This is a genomic window from Microbispora sp. CSR-4 (genome assembly GCF_008033685.1).
Taxonomy (GTDB): Bacteria; Actinomycetota; Actinomycetes; order Streptosporangiales; family Streptosporangiaceae; genus Microbispora.
Genome location: NZ_VJVX01000044.1, coordinates 62,617 through 74,700, shown reverse-complemented (window position 1 = coordinate 74,700; position 12,084 = coordinate 62,617). Strand labels below are relative to the sequence as shown.

At 71.5% G+C, this 12,084-nt stretch carries 12 protein-coding genes; 7 read left to right on the top strand and 5 right to left on the bottom strand.

Going from position 1 to position 12,084, the window contains the following annotated elements:
- The first annotated feature begins 447 nt into the window (after positions 1–447).
- Entirely contained in the window at positions 448–2,202 is a 1,755-nt protein-coding gene (locus FLV34_RS27805) for a DEAD/DEAH box helicase (RefSeq protein WP_147944477.1), read from the top strand.
- A 338-nt stretch (positions 2,203–2,540) separates the two neighbouring features.
- On the opposite strand, the gene FLV34_RS27800 is transcribed toward FLV34_RS27805, so the two are convergent.
- The 4 genes from FLV34_RS27800 to FLV34_RS27785 all read right to left on the bottom strand — a co-directional run bounded on the left by FLV34_RS27800 (position 2,541) and on the right by FLV34_RS27785 (position 6,261).
- Positions 2,541–3,281, bottom strand: a complete 741-nt coding sequence (locus FLV34_RS27800; RefSeq protein WP_147944476.1) for a hypothetical protein — start codon at positions 3,279–3,281, stop codon at positions 2,541–2,543.
- Between the two features lie 265 nt (positions 3,282–3,546).
- Complete coding sequence (locus FLV34_RS27795) at positions 3,547–4,179, bottom strand: hypothetical protein (RefSeq protein ID WP_147944475.1); 633 nt, start codon at positions 4,177–4,179, stop codon at positions 3,547–3,549.
- 161 nt (positions 4,180–4,340) lie between these two features.
- Positions 4,341–4,913: a nicotinamidase gene (locus FLV34_RS27790; protein WP_142647111.1), complete on the bottom strand. Its 573-nt coding sequence runs from the start codon at positions 4,911–4,913 to the stop codon at positions 4,341–4,343.
- A 64-nt stretch (positions 4,914–4,977) separates the two neighbouring features.
- Entirely contained in the window at positions 4,978–6,261 is a 1,284-nt protein-coding gene (locus FLV34_RS27785; RefSeq protein ID WP_147944474.1) for a nicotinate phosphoribosyltransferase, read from the bottom strand.
- 39 nt (positions 6,262–6,300) lie between these two features.
- On the opposite strand from FLV34_RS27785, the gene clpS reads away from it, so the two are divergent.
- The 5 genes from clpS to FLV34_RS27760 all read left to right on the top strand — a co-directional run bounded on the left by clpS (position 6,301) and on the right by FLV34_RS27760 (position 9,027).
- A complete protein-coding gene (gene clpS / locus FLV34_RS27780; RefSeq protein WP_079315320.1) occupies positions 6,301–6,588 on the top strand; it encodes an ATP-dependent Clp protease adapter ClpS in 288 nt (95 codons plus the stop codon).
- Positions 6,588–7,112, top strand: a complete 525-nt coding sequence (locus tag FLV34_RS27775) for a DUF2017 domain-containing protein (protein ID WP_142647109.1) — start codon at positions 6,588–6,590, stop codon at positions 7,110–7,112. Before clpS ends, FLV34_RS27775 begins: the two co-directional genes overlap by 1 nt.
- A 10-nt stretch (positions 7,113–7,122) precedes the next feature.
- Positions 7,123–7,539 carry a Mov34/MPN/PAD-1 family protein gene (locus FLV34_RS27770; RefSeq protein WP_142560302.1) on the top strand — a complete coding sequence of 139 codons (417 nt, stop codon included), beginning with the start codon at positions 7,123–7,125 and terminating at the stop codon, positions 7,537–7,539.
- Between the two features lie 261 nt (positions 7,540–7,800).
- Entirely contained in the window at positions 7,801–8,079 is a 279-nt protein-coding gene (locus tag FLV34_RS27765) for a MoaD/ThiS family protein (RefSeq protein WP_142647107.1), read from the top strand.
- A complete protein-coding gene (locus FLV34_RS27760; RefSeq protein WP_142647106.1) occupies positions 8,080–9,027 on the top strand; it encodes a PLP-dependent cysteine synthase family protein in 948 nt (315 codons plus the stop codon).
- Between the two features lie 180 nt (positions 9,028–9,207).
- Here the strand turns inward: FLV34_RS27760 and FLV34_RS27755 are convergent, their stop codons facing one another.
- Positions 9,208–10,821 (bottom strand): DUF3352 domain-containing protein, encoded by a 1,614-nt coding sequence (locus FLV34_RS27755; RefSeq protein WP_147944473.1) that lies wholly within the window; start codon positions 10,819–10,821, stop codon positions 9,208–9,210.
- Positions 10,822–11,233: 412 nt separating this feature from the next.
- On the opposite strand from FLV34_RS27755, the gene FLV34_RS27750 reads away from it, so the two are divergent.
- Positions 11,234–12,028, top strand: coding sequence for a thioesterase family protein (locus FLV34_RS27750; RefSeq protein WP_142647104.1), 795 nt, complete (start codon positions 11,234–11,236; stop codon positions 12,026–12,028).
- The last annotated feature ends 56 nt before the right edge of the window (positions 12,029–12,084 follow it).

The window sequence follows — 12,084 nt, the reverse complement described above, 5'->3', positions numbered from 1 at the left end:
GGGACGCTCGGCACCTTCCTGCCGCTGTCCACGGCCAACTGCACGGCGCCGACGACGCTGTAACGGCCGGTCCTGGCAGATAGCACTCAGGGCGGACAGCCGCGGAGCCCGACGGGCTCCCGGGGCTGTCCGCCCTCGTGCGTCAAGGCGCCGGCTGGACACGGCCATCGCGGGAGCATCTTCCCGTCGATGGACGAACGCGGCGGCCACGGGAAAGCAGGCCGGGGCCGTGGCGGGTGGAAGCGGCCGGGGCGGCGCACCTGCGGCATCGCGCCGGCCCCGATGTGCTCGACGGTGCTCGACTGTGCTCGACGCCACACCCGGTGAATTCCGGCCAGGCTGCGCGTGCTCGGCGCGTTCTGTCGGTCCGGCGGGCTAGTCTGAATCCACTGTGAGGGAGCGAACCGATAGAGACACCAGTGTTCCGATGAGTTCGGGGAGGCGTCGTTGAGCGTTTCGGCCGCGTCCCACCTCTCCCCGTCCTACCCCGACAGAGCCGCCTGGGGCACCGCCCCCAAGCTGCGCGCATGGCAGCAGCAGGCCTACGACCTCTACTTCAGCCGCGAGCCGCGCGACTTCCTGACCGTCGCCACACCCGGCGCCGGCAAGACGACGTACGCGCTGCGGATCGCCAGCGAGCTGCTCAGCCGCGGGATCGTGCGCGCCATCACGATCGTCACCCCCACCGAGCACCTCAAGCGGCAGTGGGCCGACGCCGCGGCCCGGGTCGGGATCAGCATCGACCCCGAGTTCAAGAACAGCCAGGGCGCCACCTCGCGCGACTACATCGGGGTCGCGGTCACCTACGCGCAGATCGCCATGCACCCGGCGCTGCACCGGGCCCGCACCGAGGCGCGCAAGACGCTGGTGATCTTCGACGAGATCCACCACGCCGGCGACGCGAAATCGTGGGGCGACGGCATCCGCGAGGCGTTCGAGCCCGCGACCAGGCGACTCGGGCTGACCGGCACGCCGTTCCGGTCCGATGACAGCCCGATCCCGTTCGTCACCTACGTGGAGGACGGCGAGGGGGCGATGCGGAGCGTCTCCGACTACTCCTACGGCTACGGCCCGGCCCTGGCCGACGGCGTCGTCCGGCCGGTCATCTTCCTCGCGTACTCGGGAGAGATGAAGTGGCGCACGCGCGCGGGCGACGAGATCGCCGCCACGCTCGGCACGCCGCTGACCAAGGACCAGCTTTCGCAGGCGTGGCGGGCCGCCCTCGACCCGAAGGGCGACTGGATCCGCCAGGTCATCCACGCGGCCGACCGGCGCCTGACCGAGGTGCGCCGGGGCGTCCCCGACGCGGGCGGGCTGGTCATCGCCTCCGACCACGAGGCGGCCCGCGCCTACGCCCGGCACATCCGCACGGTGACCGGGGAGAGCGCCGAGGTCGTGCTCTCCGACGACCCGGGCGCGTCCAAGAAGATCAAGGACTTCGCCACCTCCGACCGGCGCTGGCTGGTCGCGGTCCGGATGGTCTCCGAGGGTGTCGACATTCCCCGGCTGTGCGTCGGGGTCTACGCCACGAGCACCTCGACCCCGCTGTTCTTCGCGCAGGCCGTCGGGCGTTTCGTCCGAGCCCGCAAACGCGGCGAGACGGCGTCGGTCTTCCTGCCCTCGGTGCCCGTCCTCATGGGCCTGGCGGGCGAGATGGAGGAAGAGCGCGACCACGTGCTGGGCCGCCGCCGCGACGAGGACGGCCTCGACGACCTGCTGCTTGAGCAGGCCCAGCAGGAGAAGAAGCAGCCCGACGCGCTCGGCGACGAGCTGCCCTTCCAGACGCTGGAGGCGTCCGCGACCTTCGACCGGGTGCTGTTCGACGGCGGCGAGTTCGGCACCGCCGCCGCGCCCGGCTCCCCGGAGGAGGAGGACTTCATCGGCCTACCCGGCCTGCTGGAGCCCGACCAGGTGGCCTCACTGCTGCGCAAGCGCCAGGCCGACCAGCAGGCGGCCAAGCGTAAGACCAAGAAGAGCGAGGAGCAGGCCCCCGCCCTCGCGCCGCACGAGCAGCTCGCCGAGCTCCGCAAGGAGCTGAACGGCCTGGTGGGCGCGTGGAACCACCGCACTGGTCAGCCGCACGGCGTCATCCACGCCGAGCTGCGCCGCGCCTGCGGGGGCCCCGCCATCGCCCAGGCCACCGCCGAACAGGTCCGCGAGCGCATCGCGATGATCCGCAAGTGGGCCACCCAGCGCAAGTGACCTCGCGGTCATTCCATCGGGGCCGTACGGCTATGCGCGTGGTCCAGCGCGCCGGACCGGGCGACGCGTCGCGCCTCTGGTCGCCGTCGAGCATGACCTGCGGCTCGTGCACGCGCGCCTCCGGCGGCAGCAGCCAGAGTGCGCCGAAGAGTCGTTCGGTGTCTGCTGACGGCCTGCCGCCCGACGGGTGACGGACCGCGGCTCGCCGGTCCCCTGCGGGGCGGCGAACCGCGGTGCCGTCGCGCCGGCTACCCGGGGCGGGCCAGGAGGACCTGCGGCAAGCCGTTCCGGGCACTGCCTGGGCCCCTCCCCGGGCTCCGGATTCCGGGCCGGGTCGATCAGGCGGACGCCTCCGCTCCGCCGTCCTCGGCATCCTCCACGCGCCGAGGGGCCGGTCGGTCGGCGAAGTTTCTCATCCGGATCTGGGCGTACACATCTTCCAGCCGGGTCAGGACCGAGTTGAACATCGTCTTGTTCATGTCGGTCATCCTGCGGAGGTGGTCGGCCATGCCGTCGACCTGTTCCGTCAGTGTGGTCACCTGGCCGCTCATCGCGTCGACCCGGGTGGTGAGGCCGTCGACGCGGCCGGTCAGGGCCTCGACCTGACCGGTGAGCCCGTCGACACGAGCGGTGAGCACGTTCACCTGCCCGGTGAGGGTGTCGACGCGGTTGGTGAGTGTGTCCACGCGTGTGGTGAGGCCGTCCACTCGGCCGGTCAGGACCTCGACGTGTCCTCTGAGGGTCTCGACCTCCCCGGTGAGGGTGTCCACCCGGCCGGTCAACGTGTCGACCCGATTGCTGAGTTCGTCGATGCGCCCGTCCAGGCGCGCGATCTCGTGATCCACGCGGTCGAACCGGCGACTGGCGGCGGCCATCTGGCTTTTGAGGACGCCGATGTCCGTTCTCGTCTGCTCGCCCATCTGCTCGACCCGGGTGAGCCGCTCGCCCACCGCGTCGATCTTGACCCAGACCATCTGCTGGGAGTCATAGGCGCGTATCGTCGCCTCCAGGCGATTGTTCTTGCCGAGACTGACCATTTCCTGCTCCAGGAGATCGACGCGTTCCTCGAGCGTCAACATGCATGTCCTCCGATGCTGCTCGCAGCGTAGCCGGGGGCTTCGCTGGGGGGAAAACAAGAGCGCTGTGCGTGTGCGGAGGTAATTGCTATCAGCTCGGAGGCCGCCGGAATGGGAATGTTCGCGGCGGATTTTGCGCGGTCCGTCGGCGGGGTGGGGATTTTTCGCTACCGGTGTGACGAATATTCACCCGGCTCCGAGTGTTCTGTGCATCGTGTCCTCATTTCCCGCGATTTATGAACGGCTGGTCTTCACCCTCGCGGCGGTGCTATGAGGTGCGGGAGCGCAGCGGGATCTTGTCGCCGGTGTGGCCGTTGATCGCCACGTAACGCCGGTGGTTCCGGGTGACCGAGCCGAGCCGGAGGCTGAGGGAGGCCATGCCCTGCTCCACGCGTACGGGGACATTGTGCGCTCCCTCGTGCTGCCGCGCGTCGCCGCCCTCCTGCACCCAGATGCGCAGCCGGCGCCCGGCCTGGTGGACGGCCACCGTCGCGGTGTCGCACTGTGCGGGCGACGCGGGCCAGAACACCGTGAGGCCGTGCAGGACCCTGCCGTGGAACGACAGCCGTACGGCCTGGGGGTCGGGGACGCGGGAGTCGCAGGCGGGCGGGGCGCCGGGTGCCGGGAACGGCGTCGCGGCCGCCGCCACACCGGGGGACGGCGTGGGCCGCGCGTCCGCCGGTCGGCTCGCGTCGGCGCGCGGGTCGCGTACGGCGACCGTCTGGGCGGGGACCCGGGCGGGCTCCTGGGCGAACCCCACGGTCATCGTGATCGCCTGCAGGGCCGCGAGCGTCAGCGCGCCCGTGGCGCGGCGCACGCCCTTGTGGCCGCGCCCGAAGAGCAGCCAGATGCAGACCGGGGTCAGGACGAGCCAGCTGAGGCCGAGCAGGAACGCGAACATCGGGGCCGCCAATCCACGAAGGGGTCGTCGCTCTAGGTAATACACCCGTGACGCTTCGTGGTGAAGCCATTGATGTCCTGCGCGTGTCCCGGCCGCACGGCTCGGCGGTGTCGCGGATCAGGCGCGGATCAGGCGCGGATCGGGAGCGGGTCAGGAGCGGGTCAGGAGCGGAGGACGGGCTCTCCGACGAGCTCGACTCCGGCCTCGGCGAGGCGGGCGAGCGCCGCCTCGGTCGTCTCCCGGGCCACGCCCGCCGTCAGATCCAGCAGCACCCGTACGGCGAAGCCCTCGGCCGCAGCGTCGAGGGCGGTGGCCCGCACGCAGTGGTCGGTGGCGATGCCGACGATGTCGACGGCCTCGACGCCGCGGTCGCGCAGCCACTGGGCCAGGCCGACGCCGTCGGCGTTGGTTCCCTCGAACCCGCTGTAGGCGGCCTGTCGCGCGCCCTTGCTGAAGACCTCCTCGATCTTGGAGGTGTCGAAGGCCGGGTGGAAGTCCGCGCCGGGCGTGCCGGCCACGCAGTGCGGCGGCCAGGAGTCCACGAAGTCGGGCTCGTCCGCGAAATGGGCGCCGGGATCGACGTGGTAGTCGCGGGTGGCGACCACGTGGTCGTACGGGTGCTCCTGGATGTGGCGGCTGATCGCGGCGGCCACCTCGGAGCCGCCGCCGACCGGCAGGCTGCCGCCCTCGCAGAAGTCGTTCTGCACGTCCACGACGACGAGCGCGGTCTTCATGGGGTCACCTCACAGTGGCGATCACGGAGGACCGGCGTCGTCCTCATGCGCCGGTCCCCCGCGATCACTTGAAGATAGTAGGGACTGCGGGGTCTCCGGGGGAGAGGCTGCACGCTTCCAGTGGCAACTCGGACAAAGTCGCCCGGTGGCGGTCGCGGGCGGCCGTCAGGGGTTCGCGGCCGACGATCTCGCCGTCCCGGACGAGTTCGGCCAGCAGGGGGCGGTCGTCCGTCTCCACCGGTTCGCGGGTGACGATCTCGGCGGTCGCGGTGCCGTCGACGGTCCTGCGGTAGGCCCACTTGCGCCCGCCGATGCTCGGCTTGCCTACGGACGCCTTGGCGACCGGCTGGAGCCTGCCCGCGTGGTCCTCCCGGGCGACGAGCTTGTAGACGAGGCTCGCCGTCGGATGGCCGGAGCCCGTGGACAGGGCGGTGCCGACGCCGTAGGCGTCCACCGGCGCAGCGGCCAGCGCCGCGATCGCGAACTCGTCCAGGTCGCTGGTGACGACGATCCGCGTGCGGTTCGCGCCCAGCTCGTCGAGCAGGCGGCGCACCTCCACCGCGACCACCGCGAGGTCGCCGGAGTCGATGCGCACCGCGCCGAGATCCGGCCCGGCCAGCTCCACCGCGGTCCGTACGGCCTTCGCCACGTCGTAGGTGTCCACGAGCAGGGTGGTGCCGAGACCGAGGGAGTCGAGCTGTGCCCGGAAGGCGTCCTCCTCCGAGTCGTGGAGCAGGGTGAACGCGTGGGCGGCGGTGCCGGCGGTCGGCACGCCGTAAAGACGGCCGGCCATGAGGGTGGGGGGGGAGGCGAAGCCGCACAGGTAGGCGGCCCTGGCGGCGGCGACCGCGGCGTGTTCGTGGGTGCGGCGCGAGCCCATCTCGATCAGCGGCCGGTCGCCGGCCGCCTGGGCCATCCGCGAGGCGGCCGCCGCGATCGCGCAGTCGTGGTTGAGGATCGACAGCGCCACGGTCTCCAGCAGCACGGCCTCGGCGAACGTCCCCTCCACGACCATGATCGGAGAGCCGGGGAAGAACGCCTCGCCCTCGCTATAGCCGTACACGTCGCCGGAGAAGCGGTAGCCCGCGAGGAACTCGCCGGTCGGCTCGTCCACGATCCCGGAGGAGCACAGGAACTCGATGTCCCGCTCCTCGAAGCGGAAGGCCTCGAGCGCGTCGAGGAACCGCCCGGTGCCGGCCACCACCCCGTAGCGCCGTCCTCCGGGCAGCCGCCGGGCGAACACCTCGAAGACCACCCGCCGATGCGCCGCACCGCTGGCGAGTGCGGCCTGGAGCATCGTCAGTTCGTAGCGGTCGGTCAGCAGGGCCGTGCCCGTGGTCGTGCGCACGTGTCGAAGACTACGACGGTCGTGGTGCAGGATGGGTACGTGGGTAGCACAGCTCCAACCGAGGTCGAGCGTCCGTCGTCGGACGTGCGCCCCGATCTGCCGTGGCTCACGATCGTGTGGAACGACCCGGTCAACCTGATGTCGTACGTCACGTACGTCTTCCAGACCGTGTTCGGCTATCCCCGGCAGAAGGCCGAGAAGCTGATGATGGACGTCCACCACAAGGGCAAGGCCGTCGTCGCCAGCGGCACCCGGGAGGAGATGGAGCGGGACGTGCAGATTCTCCACTCCTACGGGCTGTGGGCGACCGTCCAGCAGGACAAGTGATGAGCACGGGATTCCAGGCGACGCGCGACGGGGTGGCCGTCCAGCTCGACGCGGGCGAGGTGTCGATCCTGCGCTCGCTGGTGTCGCAGGTGCTCGGCCTGGTCGAGCCGGGGGCCACCGGCGACGACCCGCTGGAACGCGCCCTGGGCATCGGATCGGCTGCTCCGCCCGCCGACCCCGTGCTCGCGCGGCTGTTCCCCTCGGCGTACTCGGACGACGAGGACGCGGCGCAGGAGTTCCGGCGCTACACCGAGGCGACGCTGCGCGACGCCAAGCGGGCCGACGCGACCACGCTGCTGGAGACCGCGGAGCCGGGGCTGCTGACGCTGACCGCCGAGCAGGGGCAGGCGTGGCTGCGGGCGCTCAACGACGTCCGTCTCGCGCTCGGCGTGCGGCTGGAGGTCACCGAGGAGGTCCACGAGGAGATCGCCTCGATGTCCGAGGACGACCCCCGCTATCCGGCGTACGTGACCTACGACTGGCTGACCTACCTGCAGGACACCCTTGTCAGGGCGCTTTGGTAGGTTTCGCAGCATGCTGACGATCTCACGCGAGCTGGTCGACAAGATCGTGGCCCATGCCCGGGCCGACCACCCCGACGAGGCGTGCGGTGTCGTGGCCGGGCCCGCCGGATCCGACCGTCCCGAGCGGTTCGTCCCCATGGAGAACGCCGAGCGCTCGCCGACGTTCTACCGGTTCGACTCGATGGAGCAGTTCCGTGTGTGGCGGGAGATGGACGACCGCGACGAGGTGCCTGTCGTGATCTACCACTCCCACACCGCCACCGAGGCGTACCCGTCGCGTACGGACATCAGCTACGCCTCCGAGCCCGACGCCCACTATGTGCTGGTGTCGACCGCCTCCGAGGAGGAGACGCCCTTCCGGTCCTACCGGATCGTGGACGGCGTCGTGACCGAGGAGGAAGTCAAGATCGTAGAGTCGTACGGTTAAACTTGAACCATGGCTAACGATGACGCTCGTCCTGTGTCGTCACCGGCTGTCCTGTCGCGCCGGGTGCGCCCGGAATCTCCTGTTCAGGCGTTCCTCTTCGCGCACACGCCGTCTGTCGTCGTCTACGACTGTCGCTGAACCCGGCCGCCCACGCGGCGTCGGGGGAAGAAGGCCGCTGGAATCGCCGTCCTCCTGTCCATGTTCAGAGCAGGAGGACGCCCCACCATAACGACGACCACTGATCAAGGAGATTGAGCCGACATGGCCATCGAGGTCCGCATTCCTACGATCCTCCGCAGCTACACCGATGGCGCCAAGGCGGTCAACGCCAAGGGAGCGACCCTCGAAGAGCTGATCGGCGACCTGGAGTCGCGCCACCCCGGCCTGAAGGACCGGCTGGTGGACGAGACCGGGCTGCGCCGCTTCGTCAACGTCTACCTCAACGACGAGGACGTACGCTTCCTCGGTGGGCTCGGCACCCCTGTCGCCGACGGCGACACCGTGACCGTGCTCCCGGCCGTCGCGGGTGGAGCGCGCTAGATGCGCTTCGACTCGTTGATCGACTCGGTCGGGCGCACCCCGCTGGTGGGCCTGCCCCGGCTTTCGCCGTCTCCCGACGTACGGATCTGGGCGAAGCTGGAGGACCGCAACCCGACCGGGTCGGTCAAGGACCGGCCGGCGCTGTGGATGATCGAGCAGGCCGAGAAGGACGGGCTGCTCACGCCGGGCTGCACGATCCTGGAGCCGACCTCCGGCAACACCGGCATCTCGCTGGCGATGTCGGCCCGGCTCAAGGGCTACAAGCTGATCTGCGTCATGCCGGAGAACACCTCCGAGGAGCGCCGCCAGCTCCTGCGCATGTGGGGCGCCGAGATCATCTCCTCGCCGGCCGCGGGCGGCTCCAACGAGGCCGTGCGGGTGGCCAAGGGCCTCGCGGCCGAGCACCCCGACTGGGTGATGCTCTACCAGTACGGCAACCCGGCCAACTGGCGCTCCCACTACGAGTCGACCGGGCCGGAGATCCTCGCTGACCTGCCGACCGTGACCCACTTCGTCGCGGGGCTCGGCACGACCGGCACGCTCATGGGCGTCGGCCGCTACCTGCGCGAGCACGTGCCGGACGTGAAGATCGTGGCCGCCGAGCCGCGATATGGCGAGCTGGTCTACGGCCTGCGCAACGTGGACGAGGGCTTCGTGCCCGAGCTGTACGACGCGTCCGTGCTGACCACGCGCTACTCGGTGACCTCGGCCGACGCGCTGCGCCGTACGCGCGAGCTGCTGGCGGCGGAGGGCATCTTCGCGGGCATCTCGACGGGCTGCGCCCTGCACGCCGCCATCGGCATGGCCCGCAAGGCCGTACAGGCGGGCGAGCGGGCCGACATCGTGTTCATCGTGGCCGACGGCGGCTGGAAATACCTGTCCACCGGCGCGTACGAGGGAACCCTCGACGAGGCGGAGGACCGGCTCGAAGGCCAGCTCTGGGCCTGATCACCGTCGGACGCCGACCGGCTCACCCCGCCCGCTCCGGCATGGGTGGGCCGGAGATCCGGTTCGGACGGGATGAGCCGGAGTATGGGGTGAGCCGGAGTATCGGGGTGAGCCGGAGTATCGGGGTGAGCCGGAGTATCGGGGTGAGCCGGAGTATCGGGGTGAGCCGGAGTATGGGGTTCAGTCGAACACGACCCGGAGGGTGAAGGTCGAGCCGTCCTCGCCGTGGGTGCCGCTCAGGCCGACCGCCCGCAGCTTCTCCACGTCGGCGCGCTCCTGGTCGTTCAGTCCGCGCAGGTAGAGCTTCTCCAGCCGGTTCAGGTCGGCGTACACGGCGTAGGTGGCGTTCGCGGCGTCCGGGACGGCCAGGCGGAAGGTCTCGCTCTCACCGAGCGTGCCGCCGCCGTTGAGCGCGTCGGCGTACTCCTGGGTGCTCGCGATCACGAACCGCCCGTCGCCCTCCGCGGTGGCGATGTCGGCGGACCTCTCCATGCCGTTCAGATGGGCCCTGAGCCGGTCGACCACCTCGCGTGCCTTGGCGGTGTCCGTCGTGACCACGGCGCCGGCCCTGGGCAGCGCGCCGTCGAGGTCCTGCTCGTCCAGGGCGAGCGTGAACGTGCGGCCGAGCAGCGTCGCGAGGTCGTCCGGCAGGGACAGGCCATATTGCGCCCGCGCCTCGTCGAGGGCCTGCCTGACCATGGCGCCGCCCTGGTCGCTCGCCGCCTGCTCGATGGACGGCCACTGCTCGCGCAGCAGGTCGCCCAGGCCGGAGACCGAGGCCGCCGCGACCGTGGAGGCGGGCAGCTCGCCGATGTTCACCGGTTCGGGCCTGCCCCGCATGGCCGTGCCGCCGCGGGTGATCCCGGCCAGCTCGGCGTAGTCCCCGGAGAACCGGAGGGCGCCGGCGAACCGCATGCCCTTGATCTGCTCCAGCACGGGCGTCGCCGCGACCTCGCTCCAGCCGGCGTCGGCGACCTTCTCCACGTCCATCCAGAACGACAGCACGCCCTGCTCGCCCAGCGCGCCGAGGTCGGCGGCGAAGTGCGGATCACCGGACAGCGGCGCCGCCTTGACGTACTCGTCGGCCAGCTTCTGGCTCGTCGCGATGACGGCGTACCCGTCGCGGAACGCCAGGCCGCCCTTGCTGCCGAGGCCCAGCTTGGCGATGCCGGCCCGGGCCGCCGCCTCGTCCTTCACCTGTACGGCGAGCGCCCCGACGGGGTCGCCGCCGCCGTCCCCGGGGAGCACGGCGAGGCCGACGCGGTCGCCGAGCCAGGGTTCGACGTCTCTGGAGTAGTCGATCTTCGACAGCTCGGGGTCGTCCTTCTGCAGCGCGGTGACCAGGGCCTCGCGGGGGTCGTCCCCGCCGAAGGCGTCGCGTGTGGCGGAGAACTTGCGGGCGATGCCGAACAACGCGAGCTTCTGCCCGGCCGACGGGTCGAGGTCGAGCCGCACGTAGGCCATCGCGTTCGCGGGCAGCACGTCCTGCGGCTGCGTGCCGCCGCCGCTGAGCTTCGATGCGGCCCACACGCCGCCGCCGGCGACCACCCCGACGAGCACGGCGGCCACCAGCGCGATGATCCAGCCGCGTCCCCGCCTGCCCTGTCCGGGAGGCGGCGCGGGCGGGCCGACCACGGTGGCGAAGCCGATCTCCTCGGGCTCCGTCCAGGACGGCAGCCGCACGGTGTGCGCCTCGCTCGCGGCGGCGCGGGGAATGCGATAGGCGACGGTGCGGTCGAGGTCGGGCTCGTCGCCCGGCCGCCACGGGCCCGGGGGGTTGGGGGAGGAGGACATCGGGGCTCACTCACAGGCGTCGTCGTCAGGTACGCCGTGAAGGTAGGCGCGGCCGGTAGCGGTGCGCTTGCAGCCCACTTGACCGCGAGCCCGCCGCGGCCAGGCCAGGTGGGCCCGGCGATGCGTGCCGCCGCGCCCGAGCCGCCGCGCCCCGGCCCGGCCAGCCTGTCGAGCGAGGCCGACCGCGCCCGAGCCCACCGGCCCGCGATGCAAGCCGGCCGCGCCCGAGCCGCCGCGCGCGGGCCCGCGATGCGAGCCCGCCGTGCGGAGCCGGCCACGCGAGCCGCGCGCCCGGCCCTGCGCGCCCGGCCCGTTCGCGTGAGCAGGCTCACGCGAGTGAGCCGTGGGATCCGCCGGAGTGCCACGCTACAGTAATGAGCAGAACATTATTCGGTAGAGCGGCGAGGGGCGCATGACCAAGTTCGACGAGGCGACGCAGGCCATCCGGGTCGACGACACCACTTACGACGTGTGTCTCGACGACGGATACTCCATCGGAGGGCCGCTCAACGGCGGCTATCTCATGGCCACGATGCTGCGCGCCGTGGTGGACGCCTCGCCGCACGCGCACCCGATTTCGACGAGCGCCCAGTTCCTTCGCGTGGCCAGGCCGGGCCCGGCCCGGGTGCTGCTCGAACCGCTCAAGACGGGCCGTACGGCGACGATGACCCGGGCGCGGCTCGTCCAGGACGGCGAGTCGTTCATCGAGATGCTCGTCACGACCGCCACGCTCAACGAGGAGGCGGCCCCCGACTGGGCGGACGGCCCGTCGGCCGTCATGCCGGACCTGGCCGACTGTGTGCGCCTGCCCCAGCCCAAGCCCGAGTCGAACATGAACCTCAGCGCCCGGATGGAGCTCGCCTTCGACCCGCCCACGATCGGCTGGCTCACCGGCGCGCCGACCGGACGGCCCGAGTCGCGGGCGTACTTCCGGCTGGTGGAGCCGCAGGACCCCGACCCGTACGTGCTGGCGCTGGCGGTGGACGCGCTGCCGCCGGTCGTGTTCTCGGCGGGGGCGCGGGGCTGGGCCCCGACGGTGGAGCTGACCTGGCACCTGCGGGCCCTGCCCGCGCCGGGGTGGCTGACCCTGATCGGCGGCGGACGCCTGATCAGCGACGGCTGGTTCGACGAGGAGGTCGAGGTGTGGGACTCGGCGGGCCGGCTCGTCGCCCAGTCGCGCCAGATCGCGCGCCTGGGCCGGGGCTAGACCGTACGTCACCGCCGCCCGGCGCGCGATGTGAGCATTCTTACCGTCTGCGGCGG